Annotated in this window: 25 protein-coding genes and 1 pseudogene; 6 read left to right on the top strand and 20 right to left on the bottom strand. The window is 62.9% G+C overall.

Features of this window, described 5'->3' with window-relative positions; genetic code table 11:
• From X773_RS51215 to X773_RS51190, 6 genes are read right to left on the bottom strand one after another with little or no spacing between them, the layout of a single operon-like run.
• Entirely contained in the window at positions 1-606 is a 606-nt protein-coding gene (locus tag X773_RS51215) for a cytochrome c oxidase subunit 3 (protein WP_023676155.1), read from the bottom strand.
• Positions 603-2,570 carry a cytochrome c oxidase subunit I gene (ctaD, locus tag X773_RS51210; protein WP_023676154.1) on the bottom strand — a complete coding sequence of 656 codons (1,968 nt, stop codon included), beginning with the start codon at positions 2,568-2,570 and terminating at the stop codon, positions 603-605. The genes X773_RS51215 and ctaD overlap by 4 nt, the downstream gene beginning before the upstream one ends.
• On the bottom strand, positions 2,567-3,562 hold the full coding sequence (coxB, locus tag X773_RS51205; RefSeq protein WP_023676153.1) for a cytochrome c oxidase subunit II: 996 nt from the start codon (positions 3,560-3,562) through the stop codon (positions 2,567-2,569). The genes ctaD and coxB overlap by 4 nt, the downstream gene beginning before the upstream one ends.
• 17 nt (positions 3,563-3,579) lie before the next feature.
• Positions 3,580-4,113, bottom strand: a complete 534-nt coding sequence (locus tag X773_RS51200) for a cytochrome c (protein WP_023676152.1) — start codon at positions 4,111-4,113, stop codon at positions 3,580-3,582.
• Positions 4,110-4,979 (bottom strand): substrate-binding domain-containing protein, encoded by an 870-nt coding sequence (locus X773_RS51195; RefSeq protein WP_023676151.1) that lies wholly within the window; start codon positions 4,977-4,979, stop codon positions 4,110-4,112. The genes X773_RS51200 and X773_RS51195 overlap by 4 nt, the downstream gene beginning before the upstream one ends.
• Positions 4,960-6,753 (bottom strand): methanol/ethanol family PQQ-dependent dehydrogenase, encoded by a 1,794-nt coding sequence (locus tag X773_RS51190; RefSeq protein WP_156937325.1) that lies wholly within the window; start codon positions 6,751-6,753, stop codon positions 4,960-4,962. The genes X773_RS51195 and X773_RS51190 overlap by 20 nt, the downstream gene beginning before the upstream one ends.
• A gap of 409 nt (positions 6,754-7,162) precedes the next feature.
• On the opposite strand from X773_RS51190, the gene X773_RS51185 reads away from it, so the two are divergent.
• From X773_RS51185 to X773_RS51175, 3 genes are all read left to right on the top strand, one after another.
• Complete coding sequence (locus X773_RS51185; protein WP_348625923.1) at positions 7,163-7,915, top strand: SIR2 family protein; 753 nt, start codon at positions 7,163-7,165, stop codon at positions 7,913-7,915.
• Between the two features lie 62 nt (positions 7,916-7,977).
• A complete protein-coding gene (locus tag X773_RS51180; protein WP_156937320.1) occupies positions 7,978-8,268 on the top strand; it encodes a hypothetical protein in 291 nt (96 codons plus the stop codon).
• 82 nt (positions 8,269-8,350) lie between these two features.
• Positions 8,351-8,845, top strand: coding sequence for a hypothetical protein (locus X773_RS51175; protein ID WP_023676147.1), 495 nt, complete (start codon positions 8,351-8,353; stop codon positions 8,843-8,845).
• A 32-nt stretch (positions 8,846-8,877) separates the two neighbouring features.
• On the opposite strand, the gene X773_RS51170 is transcribed toward X773_RS51175, so the two are convergent.
• The 3 genes from X773_RS51170 to X773_RS51160 all read right to left on the bottom strand — a co-directional run bounded on the left by X773_RS51170 (position 8,878) and on the right by X773_RS51160 (position 9,869).
• Positions 8,878-9,177 (bottom strand): DUF982 domain-containing protein, encoded by a 300-nt coding sequence (locus tag X773_RS51170; protein WP_023676146.1) that lies wholly within the window; start codon positions 9,175-9,177, stop codon positions 8,878-8,880.
• Between the two features lie 70 nt (positions 9,178-9,247).
• Complete coding sequence (locus tag X773_RS51165; protein ID WP_023676145.1) at positions 9,248-9,541, bottom strand: DUF982 domain-containing protein; 294 nt, start codon at positions 9,539-9,541, stop codon at positions 9,248-9,250.
• A gap of 124 nt (positions 9,542-9,665) precedes the next feature.
• Positions 9,666-9,869 (bottom strand): hypothetical protein, encoded by a 204-nt coding sequence (locus X773_RS51160; RefSeq protein WP_023676144.1) that lies wholly within the window; start codon positions 9,867-9,869, stop codon positions 9,666-9,668.
• 312 nt (positions 9,870-10,181) lie between these two features.
• Between X773_RS51160 and X773_RS51155 the strand changes: the two genes are divergently transcribed.
• Both X773_RS51155 and X773_RS79000 read left to right on the top strand, forming a co-directional pair.
• On the top strand, positions 10,182-10,745 hold the full coding sequence (locus tag X773_RS51155) for a sigma-70 family RNA polymerase sigma factor (protein ID WP_023676143.1): 564 nt from the start codon (positions 10,182-10,184) through the stop codon (positions 10,743-10,745).
• A gap of 50 nt (positions 10,746-10,795) precedes the next feature.
• A complete protein-coding gene (locus X773_RS79000) occupies positions 10,796-10,924 on the top strand; it encodes a hypothetical protein (RefSeq protein ID WP_280952093.1) in 129 nt (42 codons plus the stop codon).
• A 189-nt stretch (positions 10,925-11,113) separates the two neighbouring features.
• On the opposite strand, the gene X773_RS78060 is transcribed toward X773_RS79000, so the two are convergent.
• From X773_RS78060 to X773_RS51110, 10 genes and pseudogenes are all read right to left on the bottom strand, one after another.
• Positions 11,114-11,332 (bottom strand): hypothetical protein, encoded by a 219-nt coding sequence (locus X773_RS78060; RefSeq protein ID WP_023676213.1) that lies wholly within the window; start codon positions 11,330-11,332, stop codon positions 11,114-11,116.
• Between the two features lie 228 nt (positions 11,333-11,560).
• Positions 11,561-12,259: pseudogene (locus X773_RS78055) on the bottom strand (class I SAM-dependent methyltransferase); the annotation flags it as partial.
• A 59-nt stretch (positions 12,260-12,318) separates the two neighbouring features.
• Positions 12,319-13,308, bottom strand: a complete 990-nt coding sequence (locus X773_RS51145; RefSeq protein ID WP_031211613.1) for a GNAT family N-acetyltransferase — start codon at positions 13,306-13,308, stop codon at positions 12,319-12,321.
• Positions 13,309-13,315: 7 nt separating this feature from the next.
• Entirely contained in the window at positions 13,316-14,380 is a 1,065-nt protein-coding gene (locus X773_RS51140; protein ID WP_023676140.1) for a glycosyltransferase family 4 protein, read from the bottom strand.
• 20 nt (positions 14,381-14,400) lie between these two features.
• Positions 14,401-15,333, bottom strand: a complete 933-nt coding sequence (locus tag X773_RS51135) for a beta-xylosidase (RefSeq protein WP_023676139.1) — start codon at positions 15,331-15,333, stop codon at positions 14,401-14,403.
• Entirely contained in the window at positions 15,326-16,087 is a 762-nt protein-coding gene (locus tag X773_RS51130) for a TIGR04290 family methyltransferase (protein WP_023676138.1), read from the bottom strand. Before X773_RS51130 ends, X773_RS51135 begins: the two co-directional genes overlap by 8 nt.
• Before the next feature lie 2 nt (positions 16,088-16,089).
• Entirely contained in the window at positions 16,090-16,890 is an 801-nt protein-coding gene (locus X773_RS51125) for a nucleotidyltransferase family protein (protein WP_023676137.1), read from the bottom strand.
• Positions 16,890-17,993: a glycosyltransferase gene (locus X773_RS51120; RefSeq protein WP_023676136.1), complete on the bottom strand. Its 1,104-nt coding sequence runs from the start codon at positions 17,991-17,993 to the stop codon at positions 16,890-16,892. The genes X773_RS51125 and X773_RS51120 overlap by 1 nt, the downstream gene beginning before the upstream one ends.
• A gap of 14 nt (positions 17,994-18,007) precedes the next feature.
• Entirely contained in the window at positions 18,008-18,604 is a 597-nt protein-coding gene (locus tag X773_RS51115) for a histidine phosphatase family protein (protein ID WP_023676135.1), read from the bottom strand.
• Entirely contained in the window at positions 18,601-19,704 is a 1,104-nt protein-coding gene (locus X773_RS51110; protein WP_023676134.1) for a myo-inositol-1-phosphate synthase, read from the bottom strand. Before X773_RS51110 ends, X773_RS51115 begins: the two co-directional genes overlap by 4 nt.
• Positions 19,705-19,856: 152 nt before the next feature.
• On the opposite strand from X773_RS51110, the gene X773_RS51105 reads away from it, so the two are divergent.
• Positions 19,857-21,689: a hypothetical protein gene (locus X773_RS51105; RefSeq protein WP_023676133.1), complete on the top strand. Its 1,833-nt coding sequence runs from the start codon at positions 19,857-19,859 to the stop codon at positions 21,687-21,689.
• Here X773_RS51105 and X773_RS77325 read toward each other — a convergent pair.
• Positions 21,626-21,919: a hypothetical protein gene (locus X773_RS77325; protein ID WP_031211608.1), complete on the bottom strand. Its 294-nt coding sequence runs from the start codon at positions 21,917-21,919 to the stop codon at positions 21,626-21,628. The two genes, X773_RS51105 and X773_RS77325, sit on opposite strands and share 64 nt — an antisense overlap.
• Positions 21,920-21,929 lie beyond the last annotated feature (10 nt).

The following is a 21,929-nucleotide window of genomic DNA, read 5'->3' as shown; positions in this document are numbered from 1 at the left end:
TCAGTCAAGCCTCGGCATCCAGTAGATCAACAGGTAGATCGGGATCCAGGTCGCGACCACGAAATCCCAGTAGAAGACGTTGTCGCCAACGTCCCCGAAACGCCGGCCGCTATAGCCATGGCGCGTGAACATCAGGACCGTCAGCACCATCGTGTCGCCGACGTCGGTAATCAGGTGCGTTGTGTGAAGGCCGAGCAGGACCCACAGCATCGAGCCGTACGCATTGGTATCCCAATAAATGTTGAGGGCCGGAAATTCGAACCACCGCACGACAAGCGGTGCGATGCCGAGCAGCGACATGACGATCAGGCCGATGCGCACGGGCACCATGGCACAGGCTTCGGCGTAGCGGTTCAGTATGTGATTGGGCACCACGCTGGCGAGCAGCAACAGCGTGACGATGGTGCCCGGCCAATGGTTGGGCGGCGGCACGCCCAATGGCCATTTGGGCGACAGATAGGCGAGGTAAAGATAGGTGCCTGCGGCGAGCGCGAAGCCGGTGCCTTCCAGCGCCATGAAGGCGAGAGTGCCCCACCAGGTCGGGCTGCGCGGTCCGATCCCGAAGGTCGGGAGTTTGGAAAGATCGGCGACAGGACGCTGTTTCATTCCTCATCCTCCGGATCGCCTTTCGGCCAGAACCAACCGATCAAAGTGATGGCGATCGGCCCGGCTCCCCAGACCACCGCCCACGGGCTGAAGATCGAATAGAGAAAGGTGGCGCCGACGGCGAGCGCGGCGAACAATGGCCAGATCGACGGCGTCGCCGACTTCTCGCGCACATCTGGATGCGCCTCTGCCACGGTCGAAATGACAAGTTCGCGCGCGTCGACGCGAAGCCCGGTCGCGACAGGCAGCGTGTCACGTTCGGCCCAGAGCGGCTCGGCGTGGGTAACCACCGGGATCCGAGCGAAATTATAGCTCGGCGGTGGAGAGCTCGTCGCCCATTCCAGCGTGCCGGCATTCCAGGGATTGTCCCCGGCCGGGGCGCCCCTCGAGGCGCTGTACACCAGGTTTATAGTGAACAGAACGAAGCTTAGGAACAGGATGACCGCGCCGGCTGTGATGAACAGGTTGATGTTGCCCCAGCCGAGTTCCACCGGATAGGTGTAGACCCGCCGCGGCATGCCCCACAGGCCGACAATGTGCATCGGAAAGAACGCCGCATTGAAGCCTAGGAAGGCAAGCCAGAAGTGCCAGCGTCCGAGACGTTCGCTCATCATCCGGCCGGTGATCTTGGGGAACCAGAAATAGGTCGCGCCGAGCAGCGGGAACACCGACCCGCCGATCAGCACGTAATGGAAATGCGCGACCACGAAATAGGTGTCGTGCACTTGCAGGTCCAATGGCACCGACGCCAGCATCACCCCAGTCAGGCCGCCCGCGACGAACGTGAAGAAGAAGCCGAACACGAACAGCAGCGGCGTTCTGATTATCGGGCGTCCGTCCCACAATGTCGCCAGCCAGCAGAAGATCTGCAGCCCGTTCGGGATGGCGATCAGCATGCTCGAGGCGGTGAAGAAGCTCGCGCCGAGCTTGGGCAGACCGGTTGCGAACATGTGGTGAACCCACAGGCCGAACGACAGAAAGCCGACCGCGATCAAGGCCAGTACCATGCCCAGATAGCCGAATACCGGACGCCGGGCGAAAGCGGTGATGATCGAGGACACCATGCCGGTAGCCGGCAGGAATATGATGTAGACTTCGGGGTGGCCGAAGAACCAGAACAGGTGCTGGAACAGCAATACGTCGCCGCCCTCGGCGGGATTGAAGATATGGGTGCCGACCAGGCGGTCGAGGATCAGGAACGTCGACGTGATCATGACCGCCGGCATGGCGAACACGATGACGAAGGAGGTGACCAGCATCGCCCAGACATAGAGCGGAATCTTGTCCAGCGACATGCCCGGCGCACGCTGCTTCAGCACGGTGACGATGGTGGCAACCGCGACCGCCAACGATGACACTTCGGTATAGGTGATCATCTGCGCCCACACGTCGGAACGCTTGCCTGGCCCGAATTCAGGACCGGACAGCGGCACGTAGGAGAACCAGCCGACGTCGGGCGCCATGTCGAGAGCAAACGACACCCAGGCGAAGAGGCCACCGGAGAGATAAATCCAGAAGCTGAATGCATTGAGGCGCGGAAAGGCGATGTTGCGGGTGCCGACCATCAGCGGCACGAGGTAGATGCCGGTCGCCTGAACGATCGGCACCGCAAACAGGAACATCATCGTCACGCCATGCATGGTGAACAGCTGGTTGTAGCGGTCGGGCCCGATCAGCCCGCGCTCCGGCCCCGACAGTTGGATGCGCATGGCAACGGCGCTGAGGCCACCGAGGCATAGGAAGGCGAAAGCGGTGATCAGGTAGCGCCGCGCGACAATCTTGTGGTCGACGCTCGAGAGCGCACCGATGATGCCCGGCGCCGTCTGCCATGTCCGCGCCAGCCAGCGGTCAAGGCTGGAGTCGTCGAGGCTGGTATCGCGAGGACCGTCGCGCTCGGGGGCCAGGTCTCCTTTGCCGGCCGCTGCTCCCTCGCCGGCGAGCCGACGCTCACGGGCGCTGCTCATTTCAGGCCCTCGAGATAGGCGACGATCGCATTCAGTTCGTCCCCGTCCAGTCGCACCACGGGCATGTGGGCGCCTGGCTTGATCCCCTGCGGATTGGCTATCCAGGCTGCGAGATTGCCGCGGCTCATTGTCAGCGTGCCGGCAGCGAGCGTTTGCCGGCTTGCGATATGGGTGAGGTTTGGGGCGACCGTGCCGCCGGCGATGGTGCCGCCGATCTTGTGGCACATCACGCATGGCCGTTTGAGGAACAGGTCGTGGCCGGTTTTGGCCTCGGCCGACACGGGGGCGGCCGCCGGCCGCAGCTGATCGTTCAGCCAGGCATCGAAGACGGGCCGAGGTTCGGCGATGATGAAGGTGCTCATATTGGCATGCTGTGCGCCACAGAACTCGGCGCATTGCCCGCGATAGACGCCGGGCTTGTCCGCCTTCAGATCGAGAACGTTCTCGTGGCCTGGAATGACGTCCAGCTTGCCCGAGAGGTTCGGCACCCAGAAGGAATGGATAACGTCGGTCGAGGTCACCACAAGCCGCACCGGCTCGCCCGCCGGGATGTGGATTTCATTGGCGGTCGTCAGGATGCGGTTCGGCTGGTCGTTTTCGTAGCGCACCTCCCACCACCATTGATGCCCGGTCACCCGGATCGTCAGCGCCGCATCCGAGCCGATAGCAGCGAGCGTCCGGTTAGCGAAGTAGCTCAGCAGCGTAAGGCCGACCAGGATCAGGGCGGTAGCGGCGAGTGCGGCGACGACAATTCGCATCTTGCTGCGCTCGGCGGCAGCGTCGAGGACAAGCGGATCGCCGACCGGCGCCGGGCGCCGGGCCAATGGCACGATCAGCACGGCCATCACCAGAAGCCAGACCACCGTGCAGAGTGCTGTGAAGAACCAGATCAGCCATGCGAGCTCGTTCGCGGCCGGGCCCTTTGGGTCGAGCGCGGATTGCCAGCCGCTGCATCCTGCGAGGAGCAGGATGCAGGCCGTGCACCAGCACATCGTCCAGACACCGCGGCTCACGGCGACTTCCCCAGCGTCGCGGCGTCCGGCAGGCGATTCTCGGATGGATGGGGCATCATGTCGTCGTCGCGGCCCGGCGCGGCGGAGGACGGTGCGTTGCCGCTCAGTGCCCGGACGAAGGCAGCAAGCTCCCATATCTGGTCATCCGGGATCGTGTCGCGGAAGCTCGGCATGCCGTTTGGCCGGCCGTCCCTGATCGTGGCGTGGATGCTTTCGATCGAGCTGCCATAGAGCCACTTCTGGTCCATGAGGGCCGGGCCCATGCCGCCGCCGCCATTGGCATGGCAGCCGGAACAGTTGAACCAGTTGAACAGACGCTTGCCCTCGCTGAGGTGGAAGGCGTTGGCCTCGAACACGCCGGCCTTGTTGTCGGACGAGGTCGGCCGTTGGCCGCCCGGCTCGAGGGCCGTCACGGCTGCCGGTTGATCGCCCGAGCCGAGCGCCGACTGTGGACGCGTTTCGCGTTCCTCACGCTGGCAAGCGGCAAGGACGAGCATCGCCGACAGCAAGCATGGAAGGCAGCGGTTCATCGCACTGCCGCCCCGGCGACGTCGAGGCGAGGCACGCCATATTCCGCCAGGATTGCATCGATCTCGGCGCGGTGCTTGGCGAGCGCTGCGTCTACCTCGCTGCGCAGCGCATCGTCGTCGTGGCGCACACCCATCGAGATGTCGTAGATCATCGGCAGCAGCGGACCGTCGATGCGCGGCGCAACCGGCGTAATCCGCAACGGCATTTTTTGCCTGGCACCGAAGTAGCCGGCCAACGGTCCCCAGACGACGGCCATATCGATGTCGCCATTCGCGACCGCCTCAATGATGCGTGCTGGCGGGTTCGGCGCCGAATAGTCGCCATAGACGGGGAAACCGATGAGATGGCCGACGATGCCACGACGGCCAAGCGCCTGGACGGGGGGCGAGTTGGCGCCATCATCGCCTATCAGCTGGACGCCGATGTGCAGATCGCGCAGGCGAGGATCGTTGAAGGACGTGATTTCGGGCACATCTTGGCGTGTCACGAACACATAAGAAGACCGGTAGTAGGGCGCGGTCGTGCGCAGCATCTCGAGATTGGCGGGCGTGCCGGGCACAAGATCGCACAAGCCGGCTTTCAACGTGTTGCGGACGAAGCCGCGCCGCTGTGCCCACCACGTGTAGGAAACAGTCGCACCAAGCTCCCGGGCGATGAGTTCGGCGATCTTGTTTTCAAAGCCCCGCCTGGCGGCATTGGAGAACGGCATGTTGTTGGGATCGGCGCAGATCCTCAATTCGCGCGCATCGGCAACGGCGGCGACGAGCGAGAGTGCCAGTGCGCCGACCGCGGCGCCAAACCGCCGGGAAGATTTTCTCCGTGCGCGCGCAACTCGACCGGTCGTCTCAAGGGAGCCGGAACACATACAGCGTACCTCCCGGCGTGGTTACATCCTTCAGATCCTTCATGACGTTGACGAAGCCGAGCGCGGCGGTGGCGTCGCGCGGATCGAGATCGCCGGATACGATCGCGCCGGCCCAGCCGCCGACGCCCGAAAGAATCGCGACATATTGGTGCCCGTCCGGGCCGCGATAGGTGATCGGCTGGCCGATGATGCCGGACGACGTCTTGAACTGCCAAAGCAGTTCGCCGGTCCTGGCGCTGACCGCCTTGAACCAGCCTTCCATAGTGCCATAGAACACGACGTTGCCGGCGGTGGCGACGGCGCCGCTCCACACCGGAAAGTTCTCCTTCAGGCTCCACGCCGGCTTGGCGGCGGCGACATCCCAGGCGGTGAAAGCACCGCGATTGCCGCCCGGCCCGGGGATCATGCGCACGTTCATGCCGACATAGGGCGTGCCGGCGATGTAATTCACGTCGACGCCCTCTTCGTCCATGCAGAGATTGTTGTGCGGGATGTAGAGCAGACCGGTCTTGGGCGAGAATGCCGAAGGCTGCCAGTCCTTGAGGCCCGATGCGGTCGGGCAGATGTCGCGCACGACCTTGCCGGTGCCGGTCTTCTTGTCCGGATTTACAATCAGCCGGCCGGTCTTGAGGTCGACGCCCGTGCTGGAATTGACTGGCCCGAAGGGGACTGCCGACAGGACCTCGCCTGTGGTGCGATCCAACAGATAGACGTAGCCGTTGCGTTCCGGTCGGACCAGCACCTTGCGGGGCTTGCCCTGCCAGGTCATGTCGAGCAGCACCTGTTCGTTGATGCCGTCGTAGTCGTGCAGATCGTGCGGGGTCCATTGATAGAACCATTTGGCTGCGCCGGTGTCGGGATCGCGGGCAAAGATTCCGGCGGTCCATTTGTTGTCGCCGGGCCGCAGATCCGGATTCCACGGACCGGGATTTCCGGTGCCATGGAAGATCAGGTTTAGGTCCGGGTCATAGGAGATCCAGCCCCACACATTGCCGCCGCCGATCTTCCAGGCGTCGGGCGGCCACGACGTCACGCCGAGATCCTTGCCCTTGTCCATGTCGTAATGCGGCTTGAAATCGGGGCCGATCAGCACCTCGGCGTCCGGTCCGGTATTGTAGGCCGTCCAGACGACGTGCCCGTCGCCGGCGTCGAGCGCCTTGATCCAGCCGCGTACGCCCATTTCGCCGCCGGAATTGCCGACCAGCACTTTGCCCTTCACCACCAGCGGCGCCATGGTGATGGTCTCGCCGATGTTGATGTTGCCGATGTGGGTGTTCCAGACCGGTTTGCCGGTGGCCGCATCGACGGCGATCGTGTGGCCATCGAGCGTGTTGAAATAGATGCGCCCTTCGAAGAAGGCTGCACCGCGGTTGACCACGTCGCAACAGGCAACGCCCTGCGCCGCAGGCTCGGGATTGGGCTCGAACTTCCACTTCATCGGCGCGCCGGGCTTGGTAAGGTCAAGCGCGTAGAGAATGTTGGGAAACGGTGTCACGATGTACATCGTGTTGCCGACCACCAGGGGCGCAGCCTCCTGACCCTTGTTGACGCCGGTCGAGAAGGTGAAGGCCACCTGCAGGTTTTTGACGTTGTCTTCGGTGATCTCCGCAAGTTCGCTGTAGCGAGTCGAGGCGTAGTTCTTTGCCGGCATCGCCCATTGGCCGTCGTCGGGCGGAGCAGCTGCGGCAGGCGGATTTATCGCAAAGCTTGACGTTGACTGAGCAACCGCCGCGGTAGTCAGCGCGAAGCTTGCCAGCAGCGTCCATCCCAGCATCGCAGCCAATGGCCTCTTTCCCCTTTTGCCAGGCACCCTATTTTTCGCCGCCACCAGTCGCGCTTGCCTCATTGGCTGTCGAGTTTGCCGACGTTGGCGCAGAGCTCCATTAGCTGCAGCTGCGCCGTGTTTGTTGAACACTCTCCAACGCGTGAGCGGCGCAGAAGTGCCAAATGCAACGAAATAAATGTCGGGTTCGGTTGGCCAAAGTCGGCGGCCGGGCGCTCGGAACAGCCGATCCGAGTGTTCGCACTCACGTCGGAAGTAAATCTATTCCGGCGGCGGTCCGGGCTCGGCTGGAACGGAGCGGCGCCTATCGCAGTTGTGTCGAATGCTGTCTGCAGTCGAGCAACTGGCTCAATCGGTGAAAGAGCGACGAGCTATCTTGTTCGTTGGAGCCGGGGTGTCGATGAGCGTCGGCTTGCCGTCCTGGCAAAAGCTCATCGAGCACATGCAAAGCGAACTCGGCCTTCACGAGGACATGATCGGCGCACCGGAGGCCAGCTATCAGGCCCTTGCCGAATACTACCGGCTGAAGCAGGGGAGCCTCGGCCCTTTGCGCAGCTGGATGGATCGCGAATGGAGCGTATCGCGCGAAGAAGTGCAGCGGTCGGCAATCCACAAGCTCATCGTATCGCTCGATTTTCCGATCATCTACACCACCAATTATGATCGCAATCTCGAGGTTGCCTTCGAGATCCATAGCCGGCCCTTTGTCAAAGTCGCCAATGCAAAGGACTTGCCAAAGGCCACCGGCGAGGTGACGCAGATCATAAAATTCCACGGCGATTTCGACGACGACAAATCGCTGGTTCTGGCGGAGACCGATTATTTTGAGCGGCTTTCGTTCGATTCGCCGCTCGACGTGAAGTTTCGCGCTGACGCGCTCGGGCGCACCATCCTGTTCATCGGCTACAGCATGTCCGACATGAACATCCGTCTGCTGCTGCACCGGCTTTGGCAGACCTGGCGCCGCTCCGGCTATGAGAAGAATCGCCCGAAATCCTTCATCTTCATGTCCCAGCCGAGCATCGTCCAGGAGGCTGTCCTCGGCCGCTGGGGCATCGATATGCTGACCGAAGCGGCCGACGATCCTGAGGACGCGCTGCTCGCATTCCTGAACGAACTCAAGGACAGGGTGGGCCGGCCAGACGGCGCGTGAGAAAACTTGCGGAAACGGATTGGCCAGGCGCTGGGAACCGGCTGATCCGGGACCGAGCCTGAATGGGCGCACGCAAACACCAGCGAAAAATGCATGCCAAACACGACCTGTCGGCCGAGTTGGCCTATGAGATCGATTGTTTTGCCCGCAGGTGCGGCCTGACCAGGGACGAAGCACTCAAGATGATGCGAAATGCCGGCAGGTCCAACGATGGCACCAAGGCATCTGGCGAACCCGGGCCGAAGTGGCCGCATGGGTTCTACATAGCGGGCGGCCGGACGGTCATCCGGCACAGCTGCTTCGTCGTCTGTCTCGGTATCCGCATGGCAGTCGGTGGTGGAGCGCACCGCTGAGGATCGAGCGATGCAGCGGCCGCCGATGGAACATCCGCCGACAATTTTCGTTGACATGCTCCACTAGGCGAAGAGGTCGAGCATGTCGAAGTTCCAAGCCGCTACCCCGGAGCGTTTGCAGCAGCTCAGGCTCGAGGCGACAGCGCACTTTGCGCCGCTCATACTGCGCGAGGCGCTGGTGCGTCTCTGCCGAGCGTGTGGAAGCGAGAGCCTCGAACGGTTCGAGAAGACCATGGTTGACCAAATCGAGGCATCGCGTGACGAAAAGGCCGATTTCGACACAATGAAGGAATTTGCCATCGAACAGCTCTATGGCTGGATTCGAGAAGTCAGGTCTTCACCGGACATGACACAGCCGCTGGAGAATGTAGACACCCGAAGGACCCCTGGCCGCTCGGAAGAGCCGCAGACGCTGGAAGACCAGCTGCAGGCGGGTCTGGAGGATTCTTTCCCCGCAAGCGACCCGCCGGCTGTTGTTTCCACCGCGATCCCCGGCGGATCGAAGAAGCTGGTCGGAACCGACGAGGTCCTCAGGCAGCAGCGGGAGAAAAAGGCCGAGGAAGCCAGCCATTCGTGATAAACGGCTCTGCGGGGAAGCAGCCTGCCGGTTCACCCGCCGTCCGGCATGAAGGCCGTCCGGGCATGTGTGTCATGCGGCTCGCCTTCGACAAGAATCTTCGCTTCCAAAGCCGCGTCGATAAATGCTTCGCGGGCTTCCGCTGCCGTAATCTGGCCGATCTGGGCGCCATCCAATGCATCTCCCGCCATCAGCGACAACGGGGCATTGCGGGCAGGCCATTTCTCGCTTTTGAGGCAGTAAGAAGCCTCGAAAACGGAGCTGACCATTCGCGATCGTCCCGGCTTGCCGAAGTAGATGCAAACCGGAGCATCGAACTTTATCTCCAGCATGGCGGTCCTCCCGATTTAACCACCCTTGATATAAATTAGCCTCAGCAGGTCACATGGCCTGCTGGGCATTTTAGCCGACGTCGCGAACCGCAGTGGGATTGGTGCCTGCTGGTATTTCGGCGGCGACATCGTGCGCCAGAATGCCCGCCTTGCGGGCGAATGCTTCGAACGCCGCGCGCACGGTCTCGGCATCGACCTCGTCAGCCAGCCCGGCGCGACAGGCGTCGAACGCCGCCTTGTGCGCCGGGCCGCGACTCGGCCATTCGTTCAAGACGTCATAGGCCTGCCAGATATTTTCGACATGGCGAGGGAAACCAAGGCCGACGAGAATTGGAACGGGGCGGCCAAACGATTTTTTTGTCATCTGTGTCTCCGCGAAAGAGCCTGTCGCATCAACGCTGGGCGGACGCGAGGCCCATGCTCTTTAACGCGGGATTGCTGCACGGGTTGCAGCGGGTTGTTCGATCGTGCGCCGGCCGATGCTGGCGTCATTTGTTGGTCCGCATCTTTTGCCGGGGATTGATACCGCCTTGAGGCGTGGTGTCGTTCTCGACATCGCCTTCGAACGTGTTGTCGCCCTGATCGAGCCGGTCGCCCTCCTTGATCGTGCCCTTGGAACTGCCGATGCCGGGATCGTTGGCAAGGTCGCTATCGGCCGGCGTTTTGCCTTTGGCGTGCTTGTTTCCTGTCATGGGTTCCTCCTGTTTTGAGGTGGCGGACTGTCCTTGAGGTGGCGGCCCAGGCTCGCTGCGAAAATCGCGTTTCGACACGCCAATGGCGGCGCCCCGGATTTTCGGACGGCCTGGATTCCAACTCCGCGATACCGGTGGTTGTTCCGTCAAAAATATCACCGCCGGCTGGGTTGCCCAGCCAAGCCGCTCCGGTTCCCGATCCGGGTGATTTTCGCCAGCCGGAACGATCTTTCGCCCAATGCATTTAACTGGTCTGCGCTCACGAACTCATTCTGGACGGGAGCTGGACCATTGCCACCTACAGCCTACGCCTTGGCGACTCGCGAAACCGAAGAAGTTTCCATCGTCGACCTCATACCCGCTTTGAGGGCTTTCGCCCGCACCTTCTGCCGCACTCCCGATGATGCCGACGACCTGGTCCAGGAGACGCTGACCAAGGGCTTGGCCAACATTGACAAGTTCGAAGCTGGAACGCGCATGAAGTCATGGCTCTTCACGATCATGCGCAACACCTACTACACGCGTGTCAGGGCCGCGGTGAGGGAAGCGCCCGGCCTGCTCGACTGCGCTTCGCTGCGGCCGATCTCGGAAGCGACGCAGGAATGGTCCGTACAGGGCAAGGAAGTCCACCAGGCCATCCAAAGCCTTCCTGAGCACCAGCGCGAGGTTCTGATGTTGATAGGCGTTCTGGGCATCAGCTATGAGGAAACGGCCGAAATATGCGGTTGCGCGGTGGGAACCGTGAAGAGCCGGCTCAACAGGGCACGCGCCGGCGTGCTGGAATACCTTGGCGAAAGTTCCTCGCAAACCCTGATGGAAAGGCGCAGCTATCTGTCCGAAGGACAACTGGACTTCGAAGCCGAGAGGCGCCGCTAATACACGTCACGTTAGTTACTGGTTTCGCGCAAGCGCCTTTCGATAAGCGCATGCTGCAACTCGATCGCAAGTTTGGTCAGCCTGTCAGGAACCCTTTCCTGTTCGATGGCCGCAAGCAAGGAAGCGATTTCCCGGTCTATCGTCAGATCGGCACGCGTGCTGACGGAATCTTCCCTTGAGCGAGACATCGCGTTCTCTTGGCAAATGTTGGTCCCTTCACTTCACTCTGGTGGCAACAGTGCGAGTTTGCAAGAATTTGCAGGGCGTCCATGCGACCGGCATCGGTCCTTGCACAGCTTCGTCAGCGGTTGGGCTCTCGCCGCCTTTCAATTGCTCACCGGCTGCAAGCTCGCATGCTGCCGCAACGATCAGTCTTCAGGCCGCCGATCCGCTGAATGATCCTGGTACTGCTCGGACTTGACCCGATTGCCGTCGAGCCCACGCTCCTTGGTGTGCTGCTTCTTGTCTCTGTTGGACAGAACGGCGTTCTCTCCGATCTTGTCCTTGGGAAGATCGGTCATCGCGCCAGCGCCAGCGCCTTTGCCGTGACTGCCGCGACCGATGTGCTTCTTGCTGCCGGACGCCATCTTGTTCTCCTTCATACTGTCGAATAGCGGCTTTTCCCGTTCGGCATCCGAACCAGCGTTGGGCCGCAATGTTCCGATGGAAATCGTAAGCAGGAAGGCATCGCCGTCCCAGTGCCGGAAAGGCTTTTCGCCGTCGACGAGGACTTGCATGCCATTTGCGTTGGCGAAGTTATGGACATCGGCGCGATCCAGCGCCGGCGATCCGCGATATGAATAATTCAAAAGCGCGGCCATGCCCGGCCTCTTCAGCACGCGCGCGATTTCCACGAAATGTCGCTCCGCAAGGCCGGCCAGCACCAGATAGGGAAAGCTGTCGACGGCCAGCACGCGGTCGAAGCTGGCATCGCAAAAATCGGCAAGATCGAAACCGCGCGTAGGGCGGAATTCTACATTGCCGAGCCCGGCGCATCGCCGGCGGGCGATCGAGATCATCGCTGGGGATATATCGCTGCCGACGATCCGGCGCGACAGAGCGGAGAGCGCCTGTTCGAACCGACCGATACCACAGCCGATATCCAGTATGTCGCGGTCAGTGCCGGTAAAGCCTCGCCTCTCCAGCCATGCAACGATCTCAGCCGTAGCGGCAGAGAGCTTTTCCTCATTGCCCAGCGATGACAGCTGGACGCTCGCCGCCGGGGAGATCGCCGCCGCCGCGTCAAACCCGGCCGCCAGCCGCTTGACGACCGCATCGTCGGTCTCGTCCTCGCCACGCTCGTGCCGAACGGCACCACCTGTTTTGCGCAGCGTGGCGAATATCTCGGGCCTGCGCCGCAGCAGGTCGGCAATCCGTTGCAGTTTTGCCGTGTTTCGCGGGTCAGCCGAGTGCGTGTTTTGCGCAATCTTCGCCAATTCTGCAGCATCGATTCCTGTCTCGAAACGGAGAGCCAGCCTTGCGATGACGGCTTCGACGCCGGCACCGTCTGCCATGCAATCCTCCAGCACCCGCCTTGCTGATGTCGACCGCCGAGATTCCGGCTGGGTCGCGCTCATCGCCCTTTGCTCCGCGTCCAGATCTTGCGCATCGTCCACCGGTCTACGGCGCCCCAGCTGTACTTGTAGGCCTCTTGTCCGCGCAGAAAATCGAACTCTTCCGCGCCTTCGCAGATCGCCTGCCTTATCGCTTGGCCGATGAGCAGCGCGCCGGGACTTTCCTCGGCATAGGCCGGATCGAAGCCACCGAGGTAAGCGCAAGCGCGGCCCCGATGATGGAACCCGTAATAGGCGCCCACGATCGCGTTACCGATCGTGATAAGCCAGCATCGGGCAAGCACCTGTGCGACCAGCTGCGGCAGCGCCTGACGGTGGAATGCTTCCACGCGGGAATCGGACAGAACGCCGTCGCCGTGTCCGGCCCAGCGCGCGCGGTGAAGGCGGATCAGGTGGTCGAGGAATGTCTGCGGATCGGACAAAGCGGGTTCGATGGAGACACTGCCGCGTCTCGACGCGGCCCTGTGGGCGCGGCGCAATTGGCGCCTCCGCCGCGCCGGAACGCAGCCTTGAAGCGTCTGGTCGCCGGCGAGGGCGAGCACCGGGCAAGCGGCGTGACCGACGGCTTGGCACGATTCGAGCGCGGCATGCCTGATGGCAAGGCCGGCGCCGCCGGGAGGCAGGTCCTGCAAGATCCACTGTGACCAGCCGACGGAAAGAACGGCGCCACCGATGACTGCGCCGACCGGTTCGGCGATCTCGGGAAGACAAAGGACATCCAGATAGTCGCTCAACGAAATGCCGAGCGGAAGCAATCGCGCGCCGGCGTCGTGGCGTTCCAGATAGAGTGGCGCCAGGCCGACCAGATCGTCGCCACGCCAGATGGCGACCGTCGCTAGCTCGCCGGGAGCAAATGTCCGCCACCATGGCAGCAACCATGCGGGAGACTGGAACGGCGTCGCCGAGGGACTGCGCGACCAAAGTTCCCACCAGTGCGGCTCGAGGGCTTCGAGGTCCGCCGGATCGTCTATGATCTCACTGCGGAGCATGTCGCGCTCACTTTGCCGTCGCGAGCTGCCCGCTGTCTGTGCCGAGCCGTGCCAGCGCCCGATAGGCGTCCATGTAGGAGGAAACCATGCGGTCGAGTGAAAAGCGCCGCCGCGCCTCGGCCCGGCAGGTCTCGGGGTCCAGGCTGGGTGCGGCAGCGATGGCTTCGGCCATCTCGTCGACATCCCCGACCAGATACCCGGTCTTGCCGTGCTCGACCACATCCGGCAGTGCGCCATTCGGGAAGGCCACCACGGGGGTGCCGCAGGCGAGCGCCTCCATGGCGACGAGCGAACTGGTTTCCGCGGCAAGGCTCGGGATGACTAGGCAGCGGGCTGTATTCAGCAGGCGCCGCTTGGCGACAAAGCCGAGCGGACCAAGGAAGCGGCGCCGGTCGTCCAGCCGGGGTTCGACCTCGTCGCGAAAATACGCTGTGTGCGTTTCATAGGGGTAGACCTTGCCACCGATGACCAGCGGCACGCTGGCCTTCTTGGCTGCGTCCAGCGCCAGATGGATGCCCTTTTCCGGGCAGACGCGGCCGAGCACGAGCGCAAAGTCGTGTTTGGCCTGCGGTTCGCTCAGCGCGTCGACGTCCACTCCGTTGGGAATCGGCCCGATCAGCCTGGCTCCCGGCGGCGCGGTTCTTTGCTGAGCCGCCGATACCGCATGCAGCCACAGATCCTCCCGCGCCGGATTGAGAGCGTCGGCCGGATACCAGTCGAGCGGCAAATGCAGGGTCACCAATGTCGGCCCGTCGCCCGGCAGATAGGCATCGAAATCGATACCGTGCAAATGGACCACGTCGATTGGCCAGCGAGCGCGTGCGGTAGCAATTGCGGCGCAATGAACACGCTGCGCCCGGCGCTTCGCCGCTTCATCGAGCACGCCCGGTTCGGCCGGCGTCTCGATGAGGACACCCGCAGCGCTCGAGCCCTGGCAGCCGATCACGATCGAGCGGTGTCCGGCCTGTACGAGCGCCTGGTCGAGCACCGACAGCACCTGCTCGGCACCACCGACCGCATCCGGCCCGACCGGGGCGAGGGGATAGGCGACGTTGAGGACGGTGAGCGTCATGACTGGAGAGCCGAAGCTCCTCACGCTGCGGAGGCGCGCAGCCTGCCGACCGAAGGGGCAGCGATGCTGCCGGCATATCGGCGCGTCATTGCCGCGCAGAAGTCGGCGAATTCCTCCGGCACCAGCGGCGGACTGCTGTGGTGCGGCATCATTCCGCGGTGTTCCGGCGTGAAGCAGAAAGTAACCGTCACGTCGAAGTCGGCCAAAGCCTCCATCTGCCGGTCGAACCAGTCAAGTGCGTTCGGCCTGAAGCTGTCGGCCCAGGAAAGCCCGGTGCGCAGATTGGTGACGCCGAGCCGTTTCATCCAGGCAACGGCGTCGTCCAGCCGGTGATCTTCGAAATGGAACCACTGCACCAGTCCCATTGCCGGCGTGTGGTGCAGGAACTCCTCGAGCGCGGGCTTTGGCGTGCCGTCCTGGCGGAGCAGGCCCATGTAGAAATGGCGGTAGTAAGACGAGCCTTCCGCCTCGCGATGGCGCGTCGTCGCTTCCCACTCGCGCGGCAGGTCGTAGAGGCTATACCATTGGATGCGCGGTGCGTTGCCGATCAGCAGTTCCGCGGTCCGGCGCAGGCCCCAGACCTGCACCTCCTCGGCGCCGAAGGTCGACACGCCGACCTCACTGACCCATACCGGAAGATCGGTGACAGCCGAAATCTCGCCGATCTTCTGCGGCCATTCGTGGATCTGCCAGAGGTTCCAGTCGAGCGGGAAACCGTGCACGGCGACAGCATCGACATGATCGAGCACGTCGAACTCCTTCATCCGTGTCATGAAACCGGCATCGATCGGCGAGATGCCGCCAAGGACCTTGGTCAAGGCCGGATTCTCCGACGCGATCGCGTCGGCGACCAGGGTTGCCATGTTGGCGAAGCGGCTCCAGTCGGGGTCGAGCTCGGGATCCCAGTGGGATTTGTTGTTGGGCTCGTTCCAGATCATCGCGGCTTCAATCATTTATTTGTCCTTTCGACGGGTAGACGACGCCGCCACCGGCCGGCACGTCGGCGGTGCGGCAGAAATAGACCTCCTGCTCCGGTTGCAGGACGATCTCGAAGCCGGCGCTGCGCAGCATGGCTTCGGTGCAGGCGCGATTGGGAATCCACCAGTTGGTCGGGTCGTCGGCGTAACGATGCTCGATGAAATGCAGCTTTGGGAAATCCGGCCGGTCGAACAGGTCGTGGGTCCAGAAATGATAATTCTGCTCGAGCGCCGGCACGTTGGTGCTGCCGCGCTGCATCGACTGGAAGATCATCAGGTCCCGGGCGACGTGCTCCCGGATCAGATCGAGTGCGAGCAAGGGATGGCGCAAATGGTAGAGCACGCCCATGAACAGCACGATGTCGAACCGCTCATGCAGGGCGCCAACGTCGTAGACCGAGAGCTGCCGGAATTCGATGTCGCAGTCTGCTACCTCAGCGGCAAAGCGCGCCTGCGCCAGGTAAGCCTCATCGAAATCGATGCCAAGCACGCGGCCGGCGCCGCGGCGTTTCATCTCGATCGAATAGAAACCCGCATTGCAGCCTATGTCGAGCACCGCCTTGCCGGAAAGATCGGCGGGAATCGCGTCGGCGAATTTGCGCCATTTGATCAGCGGATAGTTGCCAAGGAAATGGTCGGGAGCGGTTTCGATGCCGGCCAGTTCCATATTGTGGAACCATGGGCCGAGCGCATCGATACGGCGGCGGATTTCGGCATCGGAATGCAGCATGGCTAGCCTCCTTCGCCTGCGAGGACAGGGACGTGCTGGTGGCCGGGCAGCGTAATGGCGACTTGGTCGTCCTTGGTACCGGCGGCGCTTTCAAGCAGGCGAAGTGCGGTGCGGTAGCCGTTGAAGGTGCCGACGTCGACATAGGCGGTGCCAGCCTTGATGCCATAGGCATCGCCTCCGGCGGCGAGATAGGCATTGACCAGCGTGCCGATATATTCGTCGCACCGGTCCCGTTCCCGCCACAGCGCGGCGAGCTGGTGAAGGGTGCGGCCGGGCATCTTGAACGCACCCCAGATCCAGTTCGATTGGGCATTCTGCTGCTTGACCTGGATTTGCTTCACCCGGTCGTCCTGGTCGACAACGACGGCGTCGAAGAACTCCGGCTGGTCCACCGGAAACAGCAGGAAGGACAGGCCGTCGTCCGGGAGGGCCAGGAAGCCGTCTTCGGGAAACCAGATCGTATCGGGCAACCCGACCAGAACGGTCTCATCGGCTGTGACGAGCGGTGCGGCACGGAAGATGGCGTCGCAAAGGCCGACCGGAGAGGGCTGCACCACAAACAGCGCAGTCGCGTCGGCATAGCCGGCAGAATAATATTCGAGGATATCCGACTTACCCGAGCCGATGACGAAGCAGATCTTGTCGGCCCCCCCGCGCACCATGCGGCGCACCAGGTATTCGCTGACCGCGCAAGGCCGCTCGGTGTTGCCGTCGATGCGGCTGCCGACCGGCAGAAGCTCCTTCGAAAAGCCGAGCGGCTGGATGCGGCTTCCCCGTCCGGCTGCGGGCACGATGCCCAACATCAAACTGCCTCCTTCAACGGCTCGCCATGCGTGGAGCCGTGCAGTGCATCAGACAGGATGCGGTCGAATTCCTTCGCGCGCCGCGCCGAGGTGTGTTCGTCCAGCACCCGCTCGCGCGCTCGGCTGCGGATAGCGTCAAGCTCGGCGTCGGACAGGTCGAGCGCGGCGACCACGTCGTCGGTGCTGTTCGCCACGACGATCTCTTCGCCGGGCCGGAAAAAGGCCTCCAGTCCCGGCCATGTGTCGCTCACCATCGCGGCACCGCAAGCGGCGGCTTCGAACAGCCGGCCGGAAGGACACCAGCCCCTTTCGGCCATCGCCTCGCGGGTCACGTTCAGGGTCAGCCGTGATGATGAAAAGAAGGCGGGGTGGTCGGCCGGCGGCAGATGCCGGACGAAGAAAATATTGTCGCTCCACGGGAATTCCTGCGGATATTGTGCGCCGCCAATGATGAAGCGGCGCTCCGGCAGGCGCGCAGCCGGACTGACCAGCAGCCTCTCGACCCCGGCCTGGCGGTCTGCCGCATAGGTTCCAAGATAGGAAAGGTCGCCGGCAAACTCCGGCCTGGGCGGGGCGGGCCGGTGTCGCTCTGGATCGACATGGCCGTAGAGCGGCATGACGCGACGCGCACCCAGCATCGACCTCAATGCGTCGATCGCGGTTCCTCCCGTGTAGCTCAGCACGAGATCGAAATCGCGAAGCCCTTCCGGCCCGAAATAGGCCGGAGGATCACCTTGTTCGATCCGCGCCAGCGTCACCGGCGTATCCAGATCGTAGAACACCTTCAGCCCGCGACAGGCCTGGTGGGCAAGGCGCGACGCGCTCACGGCATCGGGGCAATAGGAGGTGACGATGACCACATCGGCCTCATTCATCGCCTGCTCGGCAACGCGCTGGATGTCCTCCCAATCCTGATAAAGGACGAGGTTGCCGCCATCCAACTGGTCGAGGTCGCGCGTCCCGGCATAATAGGGAGTGTTGCGTTCGAAGAAGGTGATAGACCAGCCCAGCCCGGCCATCGCCCGGATCAATCCGCGCCACAGCGTGGCGTGCCCATTGCCCCACGACGATGTCACGGTAAGACCGAAAATGACCATGCGCATCCGGCAATTCCTCGTCAGGCAGCTTCGTTGAGTCTGATCAGGTTCGACCCCCAGTCCCCCCAAACAACCGTGGTGATCGACGCTGGGTCGATATCGAAGCGAAAGCAGTTTCCCAGCGACAGGCCGAGCACCTTGCACACGGCGGCCTTGATGACGTCGGCATGGCTGACCAGTGCGACGCCCTGGTTCTGGTAGGTGCCGCGGACCTGCTCGATCAATGAGACGACGCGTTGCTGCACGTCCAGCATGGTCTCGCCGCTCGGTGTTCTCGCCTGCTGACGCTGGTCGTTCCACACCCGCCAGTCGGCATCCTGGTTCAGCTCTTCGAAGGTCTTTCCCGACCAGGTGCCGAAGTCGATCTCATCGAGTTCCTCGCGGATCACGATTTCACCGGCATTGCAGGCGAGCGCGATCGGATTGGCGGTCTCCTGCGTGCGTTCGCGCGGGCTGCAGAAGATTGCCGCTATCGCCTCGCGTGCCATGCGGTCTGCCAGATGCGAGGCCTGTGCCTTGCCGGCTTCGCCGAGGCAAACGCCGGCCATCCGTCCGGCAAGATAACAGCCGACATTGTCGTGCGCGGCGTGGCGCACCAGAAAGAACGTCGTCGTCATTCCGCGGCATCGAGCATCGGCTCGTCCTTGCCGGCGATGAAAGAGAGCGTGCGCTGGCGGGCTTCCGCGTCGGTGAACTGCTCGGGCGGCGATTTCATGAAATAGCTGCAGGGACCGGTCAGCGCGCCCGCGATACCGCGGTCGAGCGCCAGCTTGGCGCAACGCACCGCATCGATGACGACGCCGGCCGAATTGGGCGAATCCCACACTTCCAGCTTGAGCTCGGCATTCAGCGGCACACCGCCGAAGGTCGTGCCTTCGACCCGGATATAGGCCCACTTGCGATCGGTCAGCCACGGGACATGGTCGCTCGGCCCGACGTGAATGTTGCCGGGCTCCAGGGGAACGTCGATCTGGCTGGTGACGGATTGCGTCTTTGAGATCTTCTTCGATTCCAGCCGCTCGCGTTCCAGCATATTGAGGAAGTCGGTGTTGCCGCCGAAATTGAGCTGGTAGGTGCGATCGATGCGCACGCCGCGCTCGCGGAACAGGTTGGCGAGCAGCCGGTGGACGATCGTCGCACCGACCTGGCTCTTGATGTCGTCGCCGATCAGCGGCAGGCCGTGCTGCTCGAAGCGCCGGCGCCACTCCGGCCGCGAGGCGATGAAGACCGGTATGCAGTTGACGAAGGCACAGCCGGCCTCGAGCGCGCACTCGGCATAAAAGCGCGTTGCCTCCTCCGAACCGACAGGCAGATAGGACACCAGGATTTCGGCGCCGCTTTCGGCGAGGATCTTGCTGATGTTGGCGACGGGTTCGTCGGCCTCCTGGATCTCGTCGCGCAGATATTTGCCGATGCCGTCCAGTGTCGGCCCGCGTTCGACGCGAACGCCGGTAGCCGCCACATCGGCAAAGCGGAAAGTATTGTTCGGCGCGCTGTAGATCGCGTCTGCCACATCGCGTCCGACTTTGCCCTTGGCGACATCGAAAGCGCAGACCACCTCGATGTCCTTGACATGGTAGCCGCCAAGATCGGCATGCATCAGCCCGGGGATGGGCTCATTGCTTCTTGCGTCACGGTAATAGGTGATGCCCTGAACAAGGGAGGAGGCGCAGTTGCCGACGCCGACTATTCCGATCCGAACTTTCTTCGATCCCACGAAACCGCTGCCTATGCTGTTGAAGGTAAGTTCTTCGTGCCAAACCACCTGCCTCGCTGATTGTTCCTTGCCGGCTGCAAAAATCGTGCAACCGATGGTGGATCAAAGTAGCGCTCGCCGAGTTGTGCAGTGAGGCCAACCGGGACGGGACAATGATCGTCTATGGCGACCACAAGCGAATTGAGAGCGCGCGACATGTTCGCGGCTCGGCCTGCGAAGCGGCCGGGCACATTGCGGATATGCCAAGCGGGATCGGACGGCACGCAGCCCTGGTCGGCCTGTTCATCAAGATCTCGGAATTGGTCCAGGGCCTTGCCGATGCTGAATTCGAGGCCAACGGCATGGACAGGAATTCCCGACAGCGGATCGCGGGCGCAAATCTCCTGGTCGGCTTGGCCCGGGACGTGGGCAGATCGTGGGCGGCCGGATTCGCCATCGACGGCCCGGTCGATGCCGAAGTGCCGCGAATGCTGGCCGAACTCGATTGCGATGGCGAAATCCTCATCGGCACGGCCGAGGGCTACGCCCATTACGCGCTCTATCCGGAGAGCTATTTCGTCGCCGCACGGCAGTCGGGTCTCGATGCGAACACATGCGTAATCGGCATCCGCAGCATCGGCCTGGGATTGGCAGCGATGGTGGCGGCAGCCATCGGCGCGCCGGCGCCCGTCAGCGTCCGTCCGACCGGTCATCCGTTTCGCAGGCGGCTTGCCGCCGATCCGGAACTGATCGGCGGCTGGAGGACAAGGCCATCGGCCCATTTCGCTGTCGTCGATGAGGGCCCCGGCCTGTCCGGCAGCTCGTTTCACGCAGTCGTCGCATGGCTGCAAAGGCTGGGCATCGATCCCAGGCGCATCCATCTGTTCCCAAGCCATTCGGCTGGCCCGGGCCCCGAGGCATCGACGAACAGTCGGGAGGCATGGACGGTTTGCCAAAAACACACCGCGGATTTCGAACGGACTTTCCCCGCTGGATCCGCTGTCCCGACGTTGCGGGATTGGGTGGCCAGGACGATCGGCCGCACAGCGGTCAGCTTGACCGAAATATCTGGCGGAGAGTGGCGTCGCTTGCACTATGGCTCGCTGGATCATTGGCCCCCCGTCCACCGCGGCTTCGAGCGGCGAAAGTTTCTTGCTTCTGCGGGCCGGGAAAAATGGTCGGTCAAATTCGTCGGCCTCGGTGAAATCGGAATGCACAAGGCCGAGACTGCCAGGAGGCTGAATGACGCAGGCTTTGGCCCGGACATCGCCGGGCTGTGCCATGGCTTCCTCGTTGAACGCTGGATCGACGGTACAACGCTGGACCGGGCAAGGCATTCGAAAGAAAAAATGGTCGCTCATCTCGCGCGCTATCTGTCCTGGCGCGCAGCCAATCTGCCCGCCTCCGAACAGGGCGCCTCGCTGGAGGCGCTTGCCGACATGGCCGTGCGGAATACAAGTGAGGCGCTGGGCGAAAGCCGCGCGGCGGAGCTGCAGACCTGGTTCTCGAAACAGGCTCCGCCCAAGACCATGCAGCGGGTCGAGATCGACGGGCGGCTTCATCCGTGGGAGTTCATCCTTTCGCGCGGTGGAAGGCTGGTCAAGACGGACGCCCTCGACCATTGCCGATCGCACGATCTGATCGGCTGCCAGGACATCGCCTGGGACATTGCCGGCGCCCGTGTCGAGTACAGCCTCTCCGACGCAGCGACTGCGGCACTGTGCAAAGCTGTCGAGGCGACTACGTCTCGTCCCGTCGATGCCAATCTGGTCCACTACTACGAGCCCTGCTATCTCGCCTTCCAGCTTGGCTTGTGGAGCATGGCTGAGCGATCGGGCGATGATCGGGAACAGATCCGGCTGGCGGCCGCGGCAAGACGTTACGCTGCCGCGCTGCTTCGTTTCCTGGAAAGCCAAGGCGACCTGCCGCCGCTCGAGCGGGATCAGTCCAGCCGGCGAAGCATATCCGCTTCCTTTTCGAGGATGGCCGCTACCTCCTCGCGCTGAAGATGCGTCATCATCAGGCTCACACAACATTCCAGATAGGTGATGGAGGCGCGCCGCAGGAAGGCAGCCGTCTCCTTTGCGGCCATTTGTTCGATGTCTTTGGCGGATCGCTTCGGATGCACAATCGTCTCCATGCCGGTACCTTGGCAGAACCAGAAGCTGGACGGGTTGTTCCCGCGACGAGAAAAAGTGACCAAATCCGAGACGACGGCGCTTTCCGTCGTGACCAAGCAGCGGCCA

The organism is Mesorhizobium sp. LSJC280B00 (assembly GCF_000502835.1).
GTDB lineage: Bacteria > Pseudomonadota > Alphaproteobacteria > Rhizobiales > Rhizobiaceae > Mesorhizobium.
This window is presented reverse-complemented; position numbering and strand designations above follow the sequence as displayed.

What these genes read in the sequence shown, in the direction of transcription:
- X773_RS51215 (WP_023676155.1), bottom strand. Translation starts at nt 606, where the DNA reads ATGAAACAGCGTCCTGTCGCCGATCTTTCCAAACTCCCGACCTTCGGG.
- ctaD (WP_023676154.1), bottom strand. Translation starts at nt 2,570, where the DNA reads ATGAGCAGCGCCCGTGAGCGTCGGCTCGCCGGCGAGGGAGCAGCGGCC.
- coxB (WP_023676153.1), bottom strand. Translation starts at nt 3,562, where the DNA reads ATGTGCTGGTGCACGGCCTGCATCCTGCTCCTCGCAGGATGCAGCGGC.
- X773_RS51200 (WP_023676152.1), bottom strand. Translation starts at nt 4,113, where the DNA reads ATGAACCGCTGCCTTCCATGCTTGCTGTCGGCGATGCTCGTCCTTGCC.
- X773_RS51195 (WP_023676151.1), bottom strand. Translation starts at nt 4,979, where the DNA reads ATGTGTTCCGGCTCCCTTGAGACGACCGGTCGAGTTGCGCGCGCACGG.
- X773_RS51190 (WP_156937325.1), bottom strand. Translation starts at nt 6,753, where the DNA reads ATGCTGGGATGGACGCTGCTGGCAAGCTTCGCGCTGACTACCGCGGCG.
- X773_RS51185 (WP_348625923.1), top strand. Translation starts at nt 7,163, where the DNA reads ATGAGCGTCGGCTTGCCGTCCTGGCAAAAGCTCATCGAGCACATGCAA.
- X773_RS51180 (WP_156937320.1), top strand. Translation starts at nt 7,978, where the DNA reads ATGGGCGCACGCAAACACCAGCGAAAAATGCATGCCAAACACGACCTG.
- X773_RS51175 (WP_023676147.1), top strand. Translation starts at nt 8,351, where the DNA reads ATGTCGAAGTTCCAAGCCGCTACCCCGGAGCGTTTGCAGCAGCTCAGG.
- X773_RS51170 (WP_023676146.1), bottom strand. Translation starts at nt 9,177, where the DNA reads ATGCTGGAGATAAAGTTCGATGCTCCGGTTTGCATCTACTTCGGCAAG.
- X773_RS51165 (WP_023676145.1), bottom strand. Translation starts at nt 9,541, where the DNA reads ATGACAAAAAAATCGTTTGGCCGCCCCGTTCCAATTCTCGTCGGCCTT.
- X773_RS51160 (WP_023676144.1), bottom strand. Translation starts at nt 9,869, where the DNA reads ATGACAGGAAACAAGCACGCCAAAGGCAAAACGCCGGCCGATAGCGAC.
- X773_RS79000 (WP_280952093.1), top strand. Translation starts at nt 10,796, where the DNA reads ATGCTGCAACTCGATCGCAAGTTTGGTCAGCCTGTCAGGAACCCTTTC.
- X773_RS78060 (WP_023676213.1), bottom strand. Translation starts at nt 11,332, where the DNA reads ATGGCGTCCGGCAGCAAGAAGCACATCGGTCGCGGCAGTCACGGCAAA.
- X773_RS51145 (WP_031211613.1), bottom strand. Translation starts at nt 13,308, where the DNA reads ATGCTCCGCAGTGAGATCATAGACGATCCGGCGGACCTCGAAGCCCTC.
- X773_RS51140 (WP_023676140.1), bottom strand. Translation starts at nt 14,380, where the DNA reads ATGACGCTCACCGTCCTCAACGTCGCCTATCCCCTCGCCCCGGTCGGG.
- X773_RS51135 (WP_023676139.1), bottom strand. Translation starts at nt 15,333, where the DNA reads ATGATTGAAGCCGCGATGATCTGGAACGAGCCCAACAACAAATCCCAC.
- X773_RS51130 (WP_023676138.1), bottom strand. Translation starts at nt 16,087, where the DNA reads ATGCTGCATTCCGATGCCGAAATCCGCCGCCGTATCGATGCGCTCGGC.
- X773_RS51125 (WP_023676137.1), bottom strand. Translation starts at nt 16,890, where the DNA reads ATGTTGGGCATCGTGCCCGCAGCCGGACGGGGAAGCCGCATCCAGCCG.
- X773_RS51120 (WP_023676136.1), bottom strand. Translation starts at nt 17,993, where the DNA reads ATGCGCATGGTCATTTTCGGTCTTACCGTGACATCGTCGTGGGGCAAT.
- X773_RS51115 (WP_023676135.1), bottom strand. Translation starts at nt 18,604, where the DNA reads ATGACGACGACGTTCTTTCTGGTGCGCCACGCCGCGCACGACAATGTC.
- X773_RS51105 (WP_023676133.1), top strand. Translation starts at nt 19,857, where the DNA reads ATGATCGTCTATGGCGACCACAAGCGAATTGAGAGCGCGCGACATGTT.